Here is an 18,224-nt window from a genome sequence, read left to right as displayed (position 1 = left end):
TTCCCAGGGATAGCTACATCCGTCTGGTGGACATATCCACAGGAATCCGCACACCTGCAAGGAGAGAAATATGAGTAACGTAAAGGTTGTTGATGTCATCATTCGCAAAACGGCGGAGAAAACGAAATTAACCGGCGAAGGAAATCTGTCGGTCTCTATTTCATCCCCGAGCGTGATTGAAATCCAGGGTTCCGCTCAGGATGTGGCGCGTTATGTCCGCCAGGGGAAAGACCTCCTCATTTATATGAAAGATGGCAGCGTTATTCGCTGCAATAACTATTTTGTCGAAGATCCAGAGACGCATAATCAGTCAGAGCTGGTGTTCAACGATCGTCAGGAACTGACACATATTTCTTTTGCCGATGCCGGGGAAGCGTCAGGCGTTGCGGTGACCGAGTTAACCGCGCAGGCCACACCGATTAGCAGCATTCAACCTTTCCTCGAGCAGGAAAGTGTTTTAAGCGACGCGCCGTGGGGCTGGATTGCGGGAGCTGCGTTAGGCGGCGGTGCCATCGGGGCACTGCTGGCAAACGGCGGTGACGGCGAAACTAAAACAAAAGTCATTGATAATACCAAAGAGGTTGAAAGCGCCACGCCGACCTTCCTGCTGTCGGATAAAGCGGGTGACAAGCAGGGCGTGCTGGGTGCAAACGAGATCACGGACGACAGCAACCCAACCTTTAGCGGTACCGGTCAGCCGGGCGCGACCATTCAGATCAAAGACAGCAGCGGCAGCACCATTGCCAGCACCATGGTCGGTAAAGACGGCACGTGGACGGTAATATTACCGACCCAGACGGACGGGGAGCACACCTGGTCGGTCGTGCAGATCGACGGCAGTAAAACCACCTCTGCGGGCAGTATCACCGTGACGGTCTCTACCGCCGATGCCGCCATTACGCTTGCCACCACGGCTGGCGATAACGTGCTGAACGCCAGCGAGCAATCCGCGGGCTTTACGCTTTCCGGTGCCAGCAAAAACCTGGCGCAGGGTACCGCACTCACCGTGACGCTGAACGGCAAAACCTACGCGGCTGAAGTCGGGGCAGACGGCGCGTGGAGCGTTAACGTACCTGCGGCAGACGCGCAGGCGCTGGGCGACGGTACCTGGACGGTTAACGTGAGCGGTAAAGACGCGGCGGGTAACACCGTCAGCGGAAGCCAGACGATTGGCGTGGATACCACCGCGCCAATCGTCTCTGTCGATACTCTCGCACAGGACAACATCATTAATGCGGCTGAGCACAATCAGCCGCTGACCCTGACCGGTAAAACGAATGCGGAAGCCGGTCAGATCGTCACGGTCACCCTGAACGGTAAAAACTATAACGCCACGGTGGGCAGCGACGGCACCTGGTCCGTCACGCTTGCCGCGAGCGACGTGCAGGCGCTCAACGAGGGTAACCACACCCTGACGGTTAACGTGAGCGACAAAGCGGGCAACGGCTCGTCCGTGACGGCAGATTTCACGGTGGATACCGCCGCGCCGGTCGTCACCATCCATACCGTGGCGGGCGACGATATCCTCAATATCAGCGAGCAGGGCCAGGCGCACATTATTTCCGGCCAGGCGAGCGGTGCCGCCGCGGGCGATGTGGTCACCCTAACCCTTGGCGGCCAGACCTTCACCGGCGTGGTGCTGGCGGACGGCAGCTGGAGCGTCGGCGTTCCCGCGTCCGTGCTGGGCGCGCTGGGTGAAGGCAGCCACACGATTTCTGTCTCCGTCACTGACGCGGCAGGCAATACCGGCAGCGCCACGCACGGCATTACGCTGAGCGGGCACCCGCCAGAATTTACGATTGATGCCATCAGCCAGGATAACGTCCTGAATGCCCAGGAGACGATGCAGCCGCTGAGCCTGACCGGCACCAGCAACCTGCCGGACGGTACCGCCGTCACCGTGACGCTGAACAACGTCAGCTATCAGGCCACCGTCGAAAACGGTATCTGGGCGGTCCAGGTGCCGGTGTCCGACGTCCTGAATCTGGCGAACACGCTTTACACCGTCAGCGTCAGCGGTACCGACGGCGTGGGTAACAGCGGTTCTGCCGAAGCGAATCTGCTGGTGGATACCGTTCTTCCGCAGGTCATTATCAATACGTTTGCGGGCGACAACCTGGTCAATAACGCCGAAGCGGGCGTCGATCAAACCCTCAGCGGTCGCGTTACCGGCGCGGCGGCGGGCGATACCGTCACCATCGCCGCAGGCGGCAAGAGCTACACCGCAACGGTTGGCAGCGACCTGACCTGGAGCGTGAAAATCCCGTCAGCGGATCTTCAGGCGTTCGGAGACGGGGATTTAACCTTTACCGCCTCCGTCACCAACGCGCACGGCAATACCGGCACCGGCGAGCGTGATATCAATATCAACGCGGAGCTGCCGGGTCTGCGCGTGAACACCATTTCCGGCGATGACGTGATCAACGCCATCGAACAGCAGCAGGATTTGAGCGTTACCGGCTCCAGCAGCCATTTGGCCGCGGGCACGCAGATTGTCGTCACCATCAACAACGTTGAGTACGTCACTGCGGTTAACGCCAGCGGCAGCTGGCAGATCGGCGTTCCGGCGGCGGATCTGCAGGCCTGGACGGCGGGCGGCATGACGGTTAGCGTCAGCGCGGTAGATGCCTGGGGCAATACCGTTTCGGCTGAACACCCGATTGAGCTCGATCTGAACGCCGTGGCGGTCACCATTGATACCGTCTCCGGCGACGACCTGCTGAATGCGGCAGAAAAAGGCGGTGATTTAACCCTTTCCGGCCAGACGCAGGGCGTGGAGGCGGGGCAGACCGTGGTGGTGAAATTCGCTGACCAGACCTTCACCGCGCAGGTGCAGCAGGACGGCTCCTGGAGCCTGACCGTACCGGCCAGCGCGATGGAAACCCTGATCGACGGACGCGCGCAGGTGAGCGTCAGCGTCACTAACGTCAGCGGCAACAGCGCGGACGCCGCGCGCGTGGTCACGGTGGATACGCAGCCACCGGCGATTACGCTCGATAACCTGACCGCCGACAACATCATAAACGCGGCTGAAGCGCAGCAGGATTTACTGTTAAGCGGCAGCAGCAGTGCGGAACCCGGCCAGACGGTCACCGTGACGCTGAACGGCAAAACGTATCAGACCACGGTCCAGACGGACGGTACCTGGCAGCTGAGCGTCCCGGCGGCAGACGTCGGTGCCCTGACGGATGGCATCGTGACCGTGACCGCAACCGTCAGCGACGTGGCGGGCAACACCAGCAGCGCCGATCGCGTGGGTCTGGTGGACGCGACCGTACCGCAGGTGACCATTAACGACTTTGTCACCGACACCAACACCGTTAACCAGCTCGCCCATTCACAGGCGCAGATCCTGAGCGGCTCCGTCACCGGTGCGGCGGCGGGCGACCTGGTCACCATTACCATTAATAGCGTCGATTACACCACGGTGGTGGATGCATCGGGCAACTGGAGCCTCGGCCTGCCCGCATCCGTCGTGCAGGGTCTGGCGGACGGTACATGGACCATCGACGTCTCAGTGACCGACCGATCCGGCAACACCGGAAGCAGTTCGCTGGATGTGGTGGTGAATACCGTGACGCCTGTCATCGGTATCAACACGCTGGCGGCGGACGACGTAATCAACGCGACCGAGAAGGGCGAAGATCTGCTGCTTTCCGGCATCAGCAACCAGCCGGAAGGGACCAGCATCACCGTTAACCTGAACGGCATCAACTACACCGCCACCACCGGCGCCAGCGGTAACTGGAGCGTGACCGTACCGGCCTCGGCCGTCAGCGCGCTGGGAGAAGCCCATTACACCGTGACGGCGAGCGTCACGGATAGCGTAGGCAACAGCGCCTCAACCTCACACGATGTGCTGGTGGATAGCTCGCTGCCGGTGGTGACGATTAATACGCTGGCAGGCGACAATATCGTTAACGCAGCGGAAGTGGCGGCAGGGCAAACCCTGACCGGTAAGGTGACGAACGCGGCGTTAGGTGACACTGTCACTATTATCCTTGGCGGCCAGACATACACCGCTACCGTGCAGGACGATCTCACCTGGAGCCTGCCGTTAAGCGAGAGCCAGCTTACCGCGCTCGGCAACGGCGACCTCACCGTATCCGCCAGCGTCACCAACGCGCACGGCAATACCGGCTCTTCTTCTCTCGACTTCAGCATCGACGCCCAGCTCCCGGGACTGCGTATTGATACCGTCGCAGGTGACGACGTGATCAACGTGATTGAACACAATCAGAACCTGATTGTGTCCGGCACCAGCACCGATCTGGCGGCGGGCAGCACCGTGACCGTGACCATCAACGGCAAAGCCTATTCGGCAACGGTACTGGCGGACGGCACCTGGCAGGCGGCGGTACCGGCGGCGGATGTGTCCCTGTGGGCGGACGGTTCGCTCACCATCAGCGCCAGCGCGCAGGATGCTTCCGGCAACCCGGTGACCATCGGCACCGTCGTGGACGTCGATCTCGCGCCTGTCGCCATCACCATCAGCAGCGTGACCGACGATAACGTGCTCAACGCGGCGGAAAAAGGCCAGGACCTGGTGCTTTCCGGCACCACCTCCAACGTTGAAGCGGGTCAGACCGTGACCATCACCGTCGCAGGTAAAACCTATACCACCACGGTGGATGCCAACGGCGACTGGACCTGGACCGTTCCGGCAGCCGATCTGAGCGGCCTGAAAGACGGCGACGCCAGCGTGCAGGTAAACGTCACCAACGTGAACGGCAACGCGGCGTCTTCGGCGCAGGAATTCAGCGTCGATACCACCGCGCCGACGGTGACCATCAACACCATCAGCCATGACAATATGCTGAACGCGGCAGAGGCAGCGCAGGATCTGACCCTGAGCGGCACCTCAACTGCCGAAGCGGGCCAGACGGTCACCGTGACCTTCAACGGCAATCAGTACACCGCGCAGGTGCAGGCGGACGGCAGTTGGACGCTCGACGTTCCGGCGGCGGACATGGCAGGCATCACCGACGGCAGCGCGGCGGTAACGGCGACCGTGTCCGATAAGGCAGGCAACCCGGCCAGCGCGGGCTCCTCGGTGCTGGTCGACACCACCGTACCGCAGATTTCATTTAACATCGTTGCGGCCGACAACGTCGTGAATATTGCCGAGCACGGCCAGGCGCTGATCGTCTCCGGTAAGGTCACGGGCGCGCAGGCGGGCGACGTGATTACCGTGACCCTGAACGGTAAAGACTACACCGCCATGCTGGACGCGTCCGGCAGCTGGAGCGTGGGCGTTCCGGCGACGGACGTGGGCGCGCTGGCAAACGGCGACCAGACGATCTCCGCGACCCTCACCGATAAAGCCGGTAACAGCACCAGCGCGACGCACGAGTTTGACGTCTCCCTGACCGCGCCGGTGGTTGCCATCAATACCCTGGCGGTTGACGACGTGATCAACGCGACCGAGAAAGGCCAGGATCTGCTGGTGTCCGGCACCAGCAACCAGCCGGAAGGAACCACCATTACGGTGACCCTGAACGGTATCGGCTATACGGCCACCACTGACGCCAGCGGTAGCTGGAGCGTCACCGTTCCGGCGGCAAACGTTTCTGCGCTCGGAGAAGCAAGCTACGTCGTGACGGCGAGCGTAACCGACGCCGCAGGCAACAGCGCGAGCACCGGCCACAGCGTGCTGGTCGACAGCGCGCTGCCGCAGGTCACCATCAACCCTGTCGCCACGGACGATGTCATTAACGCGGCGGAAGTGGCTAGCGGGCAGACCCTGAGCGGCAAAGTGAGCGGCGCGGCGAGCGGTGACACTGTCACTATTTCAGTTGGCGGCAATACCTGGACCGCGACGGTTCAGGACGATCTGAGCTGGTCGGTCAACGTGCCGTCCACGGTCTTAACCGCCATCGGCAACGGCGATCTGACGGTGTCAGCCAGCGTCACCAACGGCCACGGCAACACCGGAACCGGCGAGCGCGACATCACCATTGATGCCAACCTGCCGGGCCTGCGCGTCGATACCGTGGCGGGTGACGATGTGATCAACAGCATTGAGCACGCACAGAACCTGATTATCACCGGCTCCAGCGAAGGCCTGGCAACGGGCGCGGCGTTAACGGTGACCGTCAACGGCAAAACCTACGCCGCAACCGTGCTGGCGGACGGCACCTGGACGGCGGCCATTCCGGCGGCAGACGTCAGCGCGCTGAATGCGGGCACGGTCACCGTGACCGTGGACGGCCAGAGCGCGGCGGGCAATCCGGTTTCCATCAGCCATGACGTGAAGGTGGATCTGGCGGCAGTCGCCATCAACATTAACCCGATTGCGTCGGACGACGTGATCAACGCGGCGGAGAAAGGCGCGGATCTGGTGCTGTCCGGCTCGACCACCAACGTGGAAGAAAACCAGACCGTTACCATCACCTTCGGCGGCAAGTCGTACACCGCGACGGTGGATGCCAGCGGCAACTGGACGGCGACCGTACCGTCCGCCGATTTGGGCAGCCTGAAGGACGGCGATGCCAGCGTGCAGGTGAGCGTCACCAACGTGAACGGCAACAGCGCGTCGGCAGGCCGCGAGTACAGCGTGGACGCGACCGCGCCGACGGTGTCTATTGACATTGTCAGCGACAACAACATCATCAATGCGGCCGAAGCGCAGCAGGATCTGGTTGTTAACGGCGTGACCAACGCCGAAGCGGGCCAGACGGTCACCGTGACGCTGAACGGCGTGGACTACACCACCACCGTGCAGGCAAACGGCAGCTGGAGCGTGACCGTGCCGTCCGCGGATCTGAGCGGTATTACCGACGGCAACTACACCATCAGCGCCGCCGTGTCTGATAAGGCGGGCAACCCGGCCTCTGCGGATCGCGACGTGCTGGTGGATACCACCGTTCCGCAGCTGACCATTAACACCATTTCCGAGGACGACGTGATCAACAGCGCCGAGCATGCGCAGGCTCTGATTGTCACGGGCTCCGTGACCGGCGCGGCGGCGGGCGACGTGGTCACCGTCACGCTCAACGGCAAATCGTACACCGCCACCCTGGACGCCTCAGGCAACTGGAGCGTGGGCGTGCCTGCGGCGGACGTCACCGCCCTGGCCGCCGGGGATTACACCATTACCGCGGCGCTGACCGATAAAGCGGGCAACAGCAACAGCACCATGCACGGCGTGGAGGTGAACCTGACCGCGCCGGTGCTGACCATTGACACCGTTTCCGGTGACGATGTGATCAACAACGCCGAGAAAACCCAGGATCTGACGATCTCCGGTACGGCTTCCGGCCTGGCGGCAGGCGCGGTGGTAACCGTGATGCTGAACGGCAAAGCGTACAGCGCGCAGGTGGACGATAACGGGAAATGGACGACTACCGTTCCGGCTGATCGGGTCGGCGCGCTGGGTGAAGCGTTGTACACCGTTACCGCATCGGCAACGGACAGCGTCGGCAACAATACCAGCACGTCACACACCCTGAACGTGGAATCCGTTCTGCCGGGCGTGATTATCAACACCATTGCAGGTGACGACGTCATTAACGCGGCGGAGCTGGCGGCCGGGCAGACCATCAGCGGTAAGGTGGTGAATGCCGAAGCGGGCAACACAGTGACCGTCACCATTGGCGGTAACAGCTACACCGCAACGGTGCAGAGCGATCTCACCTGGTCCGTTAACGTGCCGGAATCCGTGCTGACCGCGCTGGGCAACGGCGATTTGACCGTGTCGGCCAGCGTCACTAACGGCGTGGGCAATAGCGGAACGGGCGAGCGCGAAATCACCATAGACGCTAACCTGCCGGGCCTGCGCGTGGATACCGTGGCGGGTGACGACGTGATCAACAGCATCGAACATACTCAAAACCTGATTATCACCGGCACCAGCGACGGGCTGGCGGCGGGCGCGGCGCTGACCGTGACCGTCAACGGCAAAACCTATCCGGCGACCGTGCTGGCGGACGGCACCTGGAGCGCGGCGATCCCTGCGGCGGACGTGGGTGCGCTGGCAGCAGGGACGGTTACCGTAACCGTTGCTGGCCAGAGCAGCGCCGGTAACCCGGTCTCCATCAGCCACGATGTGACGGTGGATCTGGCGAGCGTTGCCATCAGCATTGACGCCATCGCCACCGATGACGTGATTAACGCGGCCGAGAAGGGCGCGGATCTGGTGCTCTCCGGCACTACCTCGAACGTTGAGGAAAACCAGACCGTCACCATCACCTTCGGCGGTAAGAGCTACACCGCGACCGTGGATGCAGACGGAAAATGGACAGCTACCGTGCCGTCTGCGGATCTAACCGGTCTGAAAGACGGCGACGCCAGCGTGCAGGTGAGCGTCACTAACGTGAACGGCAACAGCGCCTCGGCGGGACGCGAGTACAGCGTGGATGCGACCGCACCGTCCGTGACCATCAATACCCTGGCGAACGACGACATTCTGAACGCCGCTGAAGCGCAGTCCGATCTGACCGTATCCGGCACCACCACCGCCGAAGCGGGCCAGACCGTCACCGTATCGCTGAACGGCAAAGACTACACCACAACCGTCAGCGCAGACGGCAGCTGGACGCTGAACGTTCCGGCGGCGGATCTGGCTGGATTAACCGACGGCAGCGTCACCGTTACCGCATCGGTTAGCGACAAGGCGGGTAACCCGGCGTCGGTGGACCATAACCTGGCGGTAGATATCACCGCGCCTGCGGTGACCATTAATACCGTGGCGGGCGACGACGTCATTAACATCGCAGAACACGGCCAGGCGCAAATCATCAGCGGCACCGCCACCGGCGCGGCGGCGGGCGATAAGGTCACCGTCACGATTGGCGGGCAGACCTACACCACCGTGCTGGACGCGGCGGGGAACTGGAGCGTGGGCGTCCCGGCGAGCGTGATTTCGGGCCTCAGCGACGGCACCGTAACCGTCACGGCGTCAGTCACCGACGCGGCGGGCAACACCGGCACCGGTACGCATAACGTGACCGTCGATACCGGTCTGCCATCGGTGGCCTTCAACGCCATCAGCGATGACAACGTCCTGAACGCCGTTGAAAAAGGTCAGGATCTGAGCGTCAGCGGCACCAGCGCTAACCTCGCGGAAGGCACCGTGGTGACCGTGACCCTCAACGGTAAAAACTACACGGCCACAACTGCGGCAGACGGCACCTGGAGCCTGACCGTTCCGGCAGCGGATCTGGCCGGTCTCGGCCAGGCCAATTACACCCTGAATGCGACCGCCACCAACGGCGTGGGCAACAGCGTGAGCAACACCGCGAACCTGCTGGTGGACACCGCGCTGCCGACCGTCACCATCAATACCGTGGCGGGCGACAACGTCATCAACGCGGCGGAAGTAGCGGCAGGCCAGACCCTGAGCGGTACCGTGGCGAATGCCGAAGCGGGCAATACCGTTACCGTCACCCTTGGCGGCAACAGCTACACCGCAACGGTGCAGAACGATCTGACCTGGTCCGTGAACGTGCCGTCTGACGTGCTGACCGCGCTGGGTAACGGCAGCCTGAGCGTGACGGCGACCGTCACCAACGGCCACGGCAATACCGGCACCGGCGAGCGCGAGATCGCTATCGACGCTAACCTGCCGGGCCTGCGCGTGGATACCGTGGCGGGCGACAATGTCGTCAACAGCATCGAGCACGCGCAGAACCTGATTGTCACCGGTTCCAGCGACGGGCTGGCGCCGGGCACGGCGCTGACCGTCACCGTCAACGGCAAAGACTATGCGGCGACGGTGCTGGCGGACGGCACCTGGAGCGCGGCGATCCCGTCCACCGACGTGAGCGCGTGGCCGGAAGGCACCGTCAAAATCAGCGTTACCGGCGACAGCTCTGCGGGCAACCCGATTACCATCAGCCACGACGTGACGGTAGATCTGGCGACCGTTGCCGTCAGCATCAATTCCATCGCTACCGACGACGTGATTAATGCGGCGGAGAAGGGCGCGGATCTGGTGCTGTCCGGTGCGACCACCAACGTGGAAGCCGGGCAGACCGTGACCATCAGCCTGAACGGCAAAATCTATAGCGCGACAGTAGACGACAGCGGTAACTGGACCTACACCGTACCGTCTGCGGATCTGGCACACCTTAAGGATGGCGACGCCAGCGTGCAGGTGAGCGTCACCAACGTGAACGGCAACAGCGCCTCGGCGGGCCGCGAGTACAGCGTGGATGCGACCGCGCCGTCCGTGACCATCAATACCCTGGCGACCGACGACATTCTGAATGCCACTGAAGCACAGTCCGATCTGACCGTATCCGGCACCACCACCGCCGAAGCGGGCCAGACCGTGACCGTGACGCTGAACGGCAAAGACTACACCACAACCGCAGGCGCGGACGGCAGCTGGACGCTGAACGTTCCGGCGGCGGATCTGGCGGCACTCGGCGACGGCAGTGTCACCGTGACGGCGAGCGTCAGCGACAAGGCGGGCAACCCGGCGACGGTTGATCACACTCTGACGGTCGACGTGACCGTGCCTGCGGTGACCATCAACACCGTAGCGGGTGACGACGTGATTAACATCGCTGAGCACGGCCAGGCGCAAATCATCAGCGGCACCGCCACCGGCGCGGCAGCGGGCGATAAGGTCACCGTCACGATTGGCGGCCAGACTTACACCACCGTGCTGGACGCGGCGGGTAACTGGAGCGTGGGCGTCCCGGCGAGCGTGATTTCTGCTCTGCAGGACGGCACCGTGACCGTCACGGCGTCAGTCACCGACGCGGCGGGCAACACCGGTACCGGCAGCCATAACGTGACCGTCGATACCGGCCTGCCGTCCGTGGCCTTCAACGCTATCAGCGGCGATAACGTGCTGAACGCTGTGGAGAAAGGTCAGGATCTGAGCGTCAGCGGCACCAGCGCTAACCTCGCGGAAGGCACCGTGGTGACCGTGACCCTCAACGGTAAAAACTACGCGGCCACGACGGCGGCAGACGGCACCTGGAGCCTGACGGTTCCGGCGGCGGATCTGGCGGGTCTCGGCGAAGCCAACTACACCCTGAACGTCGCCGCAACCAACGGCGTGGGCAACACCGTGAATAACTCCGCGAACCTGCTGGTGGACACCGCGCTGCCGACCGTCACCATCAATACCGTGGCGGGCGATAACGTCATCAACGCGGCGGAAGTGGCCGCAGGCCAGACCATCAGCGGCAAAGTGGCGAACGCGGAAGCGGGCAACACGGTTACCGTGACTATCGGCGGCAACAGCTACACCGCAACGGTGCAGAGCGATCTGACCTGGTCCGTTAACGTGCCGGAATCCGTCCTGACCGCGCTGGGCAACGGCGATTTGACCGTGTCAGCATCCGTCACCAACGGTCACGGCAACACCGGCGCGGGCGAACGCGAAATCGTTATAGACGCCAGCCTGCCGGGTCTGCGCATTGATACCGTGGCGGGCGACGATGTGATCAACAGCATCGAACATACTCAAAACCTGATCGTCACCGGCTCCAGCGACGGGCTGGCGGCTGGCACCACGCTCACCGTGACCGTCAATGGCAAAACCTATGCGGCCTCCGTGCTGGCAGACGGCACCTGGAGCGCGGCGATCCCGGCGGCAGACGTCGGGGCCCTGGCTGCGGGCACGGTCACCGTGACCGTTGCAGGTCAGAGCGCGGCGGGCAACCCGGTGACCATCAGCCACGATGTCACCGTCGATCTGTCTGCCGTTGCCGTCAGCATCGATGCGATTGCCACCGACGACGTGATTAACGCGGCGGAGAAAGGCGCGGATCTGGTGCTGTCCGGCAGCACCTCGAACGTGGAGGAAAACCAGACCGTCACCATCACCTTCGGCGGCAAGACGTACACCGCGAAAGTGGACGCCGACGGTAACTGGACGGCCACCGTGCCTTCCGCCGATCTCGCGGGCCTGAAGGACGGCGATGCCAGCGTGCAGGTGAGCGTCACCAACGCGCACGGCAACAGCGCCTCGGCGGGCCGCGAGTACAGCGTGGATGCGACCGCGCCAACCGTGAGCATTGATACGGTCGCTGGCGATAACGTGATTAACGCCAGCGAAGCGGCTGCGGGCGTGGCCATCTCCGGCACCACCACGGCGGAAATCGGGCAGACGGTCACCGTGACGCTGGGCGGCAAGAGCTATACCGCGCAGGTGCAGCAGGGCGGCATCTGGAGCGTGAACGTGCCGGGCACCGACCTGTCCGCGCTGGCGGACAACGGCTACACCGTGCAGGTCAGCGTGAGCGACGCCGCGGGTAACCCGGGCAGCGCGGGCAAAGCGATTACGCTTGATACCACGCCGCCGACCGTCAGCTTTAACGCTGTCGCGGGCGATAACGTCATTAACAGCGTGGAGCATGGGCAGGCGCAGATTGTCAGCGGTACGGCAACCGGCGCGAGCGTCGGCGATAAGCTGGTCATCACCATCGGTTCGAACCAGTACACAACGACCGTTGACGCCAGCGGTAACTGGAGCGTGGGCGTTCCGGCCAGCGTGATTTCCGCGCTGAACGACGGGACCGTGACCCTCAGCGCGACGATTACCGACAGCGCGGGCAACAGCAGCACCCAGACCCACGATGTGGTGGTGAACACCGCCTCCGTGGCGCTGACGGTGAACACCGTTAGCGGTGACGACGTCATCAACGCGGCGGAAGCCGGTTCGTCTCTGGTGATTAGCGGCTCCAGCGCCCAGCTCGCCAGCGGGACTCAGGTTACCGTGACGCTGAACGGCAAGACCTATACGGCCACTATCCAGAGCGACGGCAGCTGGACGACCACCGTTCCGGCCGCCGACGTGGGCGCCCTGGCAGATGGCGCGAGCTATCAGGTGTCCGTGTCGGCGCAGGACAGCGCGGGCAACAGCGCGTCGGCGACGCACGGCATCAGCGTGGATACCACTGCGCCGGTCGTGAGCATTGCGACGCTGTCGGTTGACGACATGCTGAACGCGGCAGAAGCGCAGCAGCCGCTGACCGTGCACGGCTCTTCCAGCGCGGAGGTGGGCCAGACCGTCACCGTGACGCTGGGCGGCAAATCCTACACCGCAACCGTCGCGAACGACGGGACGTGGACGCTGGATATTCCGGCAGTCGATCTGGCCGCCCTGAGCCAGGGCGCGCTGACGGTGACCGCCTCGGTCAACGACAAAGCGGGTAATAACGGCCAGACCACGCACACCTTAACGGTCGATACCGTCGCGCCAACCGTAACCATCAGCACCGTGGCCGATGACGATATCGTCAACAACGCGGAGCAGCTGGCGGGCCAGACGATCCGTGGTACCACCACGGCGGAACAGGGCCAGACGGTGACCGTCTCCTTCAACGGGCACAGCTATCAGGCGACCGTCGGGGCGGACGGATCCTGGTCGGTCTTCGTGCCGGGCCGTGATTTCCTCGGCCTGAGCGACGGGGATTACACCATCACCGCGTCGGTAAGCGACAGGGCGGGCAACCCGGGCAGCGCAACGCACGACGTGACGCTGAACGGCGACGTCCCGACCATCACCATCAACACCTTTGCGCAGGACGATATCGTCAACGCCGCCGAGCACGGCACGCCGCTGGTCGTCAGCGGAACCACCGACGCCCCGGCGGGCCAGACGGTGACCATTACGCTGAACGGTAAAACCTACACGGCGACCGTTCAGAATGACGGCACCTGGAGCTATACGGTCGGAAGCGCAGACGTCACCGCGCTGGCGGACGGCGGTTCGTACGTGATTAACGCGCAGGTCAGCAACACCATCGGCAACAGCGGCAGCGATAACCACAGCGTCACCGTGGATCTCACCGCGCCGTCGATGGGTATTAGCATTGATTCGCTGCAAAACGACACCGGCCTCAGCGCGAGTGATTTCATCACCAACGACGCTCAGGTGGTGGTCAACGGCTCGCTGACCGCGCAGCTCGGCAATAACGAGAAGGCGCAGATCAGCCTCGACGGCGGTAACACCTGGATTGACCTGACCGTGACCGGCACCACATGGCGCTACGCCGATGGCCGCACCCTGACGGACGGTACGTATCAGTACCAGGTGCGCGTTATCGATAACGCGGGCAACGTGGGGGCGACGGACAGCCAGGACGTGGTGATTGACCTGACGAAACCTGTGGCCACGACGATTACGGTCGATTCCATCACCCAGGATACCGGCCTGTCCGGCAGCGACTTTATCACCAGCGACAACCAGATCAGCCTGAAAGGGACGCTCGGCGCGGCGCTGGGCAGCGGTGACCACGCGCAGATCAGCCTCGACGGCGGCGTGACCTGGACAGACGTCAGCGTCAGCGGCCTGAGCTGGACGTACGTCGATGGCCGCACGCTGGCCGACGGGGATTACAACTACCAGCTGCGCGTGATTGACGACGCGGGCAATATCAGCACCACCGCCAGCCAGGTGGTGACCATTGATACGGTTGCGCCGGACGCGAGCAAAACTATCGCCATCGACAGCATCAGCGACGATACCGGCCTGAGCAGCAGCGACTTTATCACCAACGATACGTCCCTGACGCTGCACGGCTCGCTCGGCGCGACGCTGGCCGACGGCGAGTATGCCCAGATCAGCATCGACGGCGGCGTCACCTGGCAGAACGTCATCGTCACCGGCAACAGCTGGTACTACGTCGATAGCCGCGCGCTGGGTAACCAGACCTATGACTACTACGTTCGCGTGGTAGACGCGGCGGGCAACGTGGGGGCCAGCGCCCATCAGCAGGTGACCGTCGATACGGTCGCCCCGGATGCGGCGATTACGGTGACCGTGGATAACATCACCGTGGATACCGGCTTCGACAATAACGACTTCCTGACCAGTTCGACTTCGTACACGCTGCACGGAACGCTCGGCGCAGAACTCGGCGCGGGTGAATTCGTGCAGGTGAGCATGGACGGTGGCAGCACCTGGGTGTACGCCACCGTCAGCGGTACGCAATGGAGCTACAGCGACACGCGTACCCTGACAGACGGCAGCCATAACTACCAGGTGCGGGTCGTTGACCAGGCAGGGAACGTCGGGGCCACCACCTCGCAGGCGGTGACGGTGGATACGCAGGCGCCGCAGTATGGCGTCACCATCGACAGCATCAGCGAAGATACCGGCCAGTCCGGCAGTGATTTCATCACCATGGACACCACGCTGACCATCAACGGTTCGCTGGGCAGCGCGCTGGCAAGCGACGAGCGCGTACAGATAAGCCTGGACGGAGGAAATACCTGGCTCGATACCACGGTCACCAACCAGCGCTGGAGCTACACCGATACCCGCGATCTGCCTGACGGAGACTACACCTACCAGGTGCGGATTATCGACCAGGCGGGCAACGTCGGCTCCACCGCCTCTCAGGTGGTGACGGTGGACACCACGCCGCCAACCACGGTGGGCACGGTAGTGAGCTATACCGACGGCGAAGGCGAGCGTCAGGGAACCTTTGGCAGTGCGGTGGCAACGGACGATAACTCGCCGCTGATCAACGGTACGCTTAACCGCGCCCCGGACGATGGTGAAATCGTGCAGCTCTATCGTGACGGGGTCCTGCTCGGCCAGGTGACCATGAACGGCAGCGCAAGCTGGTCCTTCCAGGACAACGGCCTGAGCGACGGCAACCACACCTACATTGTGCGCGTCACCGACAGGGCCGGTAACTACACGGAATCCGACGGCTTTGTGCTGAACGTTGATACCAGCATCCCGACCACCACGGCGGCGATTACCGCGCAGACCACGTCGGACACCACGCCGATCGTCAGCGGGACCGTCTCCGCCGATCTGGTGAACGGTGAATACCTGGTAGTCACGGTGAACGGAAAAACCTACACCTCCCAGACCGGCGGCGCGGTGGTGGTCGACCCGGATCACAACACCTGGTATCTGCAGATCCCTGACGGCGATGCGCTGAGCGTGTCGAGCTACAGCGTGACGGCGCAGGTGAAGAGCAGCGCGGGTAACGGCAATACCACCGGTACGGCGACCGGCAGCCTGGTAATTGACACCACCTCGGTGAATACCGACTGGGCAACCACGGCGGGGAACAGCAACAACTCCACCATGACCCTCGGCATGAACAGCAGCGGTCTGTGGAATATCATTGCTAACGGCCAGTCCTACTCCAGCAGCGATAGCTCGACCTATGCCGGAAATACGCTGACCAACACCCGCAGCTACTACGTGGTGAGCCAGACCGCCGCCGACTTTGACCGTAACGGCACGCAGGATATCTTCGCGACGGAGACCACCTACTCGGGCTCTACGCAGGTGATGTGGACCTACGATGGCAGCACCTATAACGCCAGCCAGCTGGCGATGGGGACCACCATCTGGTACGGCGGCGTGATTGCGTACGATAAAACCGGCGATGGCTATCTGGATCTGGCGTACGGTGATGCCGGCATGGACTCACTGACCTACCTGGTGAACAACAACGGCGTTCTGTCGCCTGATGGCACCGGTGGCGAAGGCGGTTTCTACGGTCAGTTCGATTCCGGGCGCGAAATTTCCGGCGTCGACCTGAACAATGACGGCACGGTAGATATTGTCCAGCACACCAACCGTAGCGGCGCGTACTCGTTAACCGTGATCAACAACAACGGCAACGGCACGCTCTCTATCGGTCAGAACCTGACCAACGTGTTTGTGGCAAACGCCTCGAATACCACCACGGCGGCGTCCATGACGTGGGCGGACTTCAACGGCGATGGCTACATGGATCTGTACCTGGGCAGCAGCTACAACAACAACGGCGGGGTGATTTACTACAACGACGGTACCGGGAAGCTCTCTGCCACCAAGAGCGCGGTGGAAGCCTCTAACGCCACGGCGGGCTATCTGTCAGTGGCGGTGGACTGGAACGGCGACGGGCAGATGGACATCATCAAGCTCAGCACCTACGGCGGTTCGCAGACGGCGACCCTGTTCACCAACAACGGTTACGGTTCCACCTGGACCTCAAGCCAGCTGGCGTCAGGTATTGCCTACGCGACCGGCGTGGCGGCAGTGGACTACAACTGGGACGGCGCGCAGGATCTGCTGGTCTCTCAGCAGAACGGCAAGGTAGTGCTGGTGCAAAACAGCAAAACCATCGCTGACGGCACCGCGATGCACCTGCACATTGTTGACAGCGAGGGCATCAACGCCTACTACGGCAACACGGTCAACCTGTACAACGCCGCGGGCGTGCTGGTGGCTTCGCAGATCATCAACGCCCAGTCCGGAATCGGGTCGAACGATACCTCTGCGCTGGTGAGCTTCTACGGTCTGGATCCGAATGAAACCTATTCGGCTGAGATCCTGAAGATCACCAACGGCGTGTCGGATAACGTCACCTGGAGCGGTCTGGAAGCGGGCAACGGCAAAGAGGGCTACGTCCTGACGGCCGAAGCGGCCACTGGCGGCCACAGTGGGACCATTACCGGGACCGGGTATAACGACACCTTTATCGCAGAGGATGGCACCTATACCTACAACGGCTCCGGCGGCTGGAATACCCATTCCGACTACGACACCTGGAGCAACACCGGTGGGATGGACGTGGTGGATTACCGTAATGCGACCTCCGGCGTAACCGTTGATTTGCGCCTCTCTACCGCGCAGGACACCGGGTTCGGTACGTCACGACTGCTCAACATTGAGGGGATCAACGGCTCGAACTTCGACGACGTCATTACCGGCAACAGCGGTGATAACCAGTTCGAAGGCCGCGGCGGGAACGACACCTTCAACATCGGCAGCGGCGGTCACGATACGTTGCTCTACAAGCTGATCAACGCGTCTGACGCAACGGGCGGTAACGGTCACGACGTGGTGAACGGCTTTACGGTCGGCACCTGGGAAGGGACCGCGGACACGGATCGTATTGACCTGCGCGATCTGCTCTCCGGCAGCGGCTATACCGGCACGGGCTCGGCGAGCTATGTGAACGGCGTGGCCACGCTGGACAGCAGCGCGGGCAATATCAGCGATTACATCCGCGTGGTGCAGAACGGCAGCAATACCGAGATCCAGGTTGACCTGGACGGTACAGGCGGTCAGTTCTCACCGACCACGCTGGTGACCCTGAACGGCGTGCAGACGGATCTGGCGACGCTGCTGGCGAACCATCAGCTGTTAATTGCGTAAACCAACGCCGCGGGGAGCGATCCCCGCGGCCTTTTGGCGTTTGTTTACACGAATAGTCATAACCCTATATTTCACAAGATTATTTTGCGGGCTCGTTTAGAAAGCGTTCGATTTTTAATCATCCCGTAAAGGTATCATTTCAGTGCGA

General features: G+C 62.7%; 1 protein-coding gene. It reads left to right on the top strand.

Annotation, left to right across the window (positions count from 1 at the left end):
* The first annotated feature begins 70 nt into the window (after positions 1–70).
* Positions 71–18,076 carry an Ig-like domain-containing protein gene (locus tag NQ230_RS12015; RefSeq protein WP_257257821.1) on the top strand — a complete coding sequence of 6,002 codons (18,006 nt, stop codon included), beginning with the start codon at positions 71–73 and terminating at the stop codon, positions 18,074–18,076.
* Positions 18,077–18,224: the final 148 nt, after the last annotated feature.

The organism is Enterobacter asburiae (assembly GCF_024599655.1).
GTDB classification, from domain to species: domain Bacteria; phylum Pseudomonadota; class Gammaproteobacteria; order Enterobacterales; family Enterobacteriaceae; genus Enterobacter; species Enterobacter asburiae_D.
This window is presented reverse-complemented; position numbering and strand designations above follow the sequence as displayed.

Excerpts from the sequence above, each read along its gene's own strand:
- NQ230_RS12015 (WP_257257821.1), top strand. The coding sequence starts at position 71 with ATGAGTAACGTAAAGGTTGTTGATGTCATCATTCGCAAAACGGCGGAG.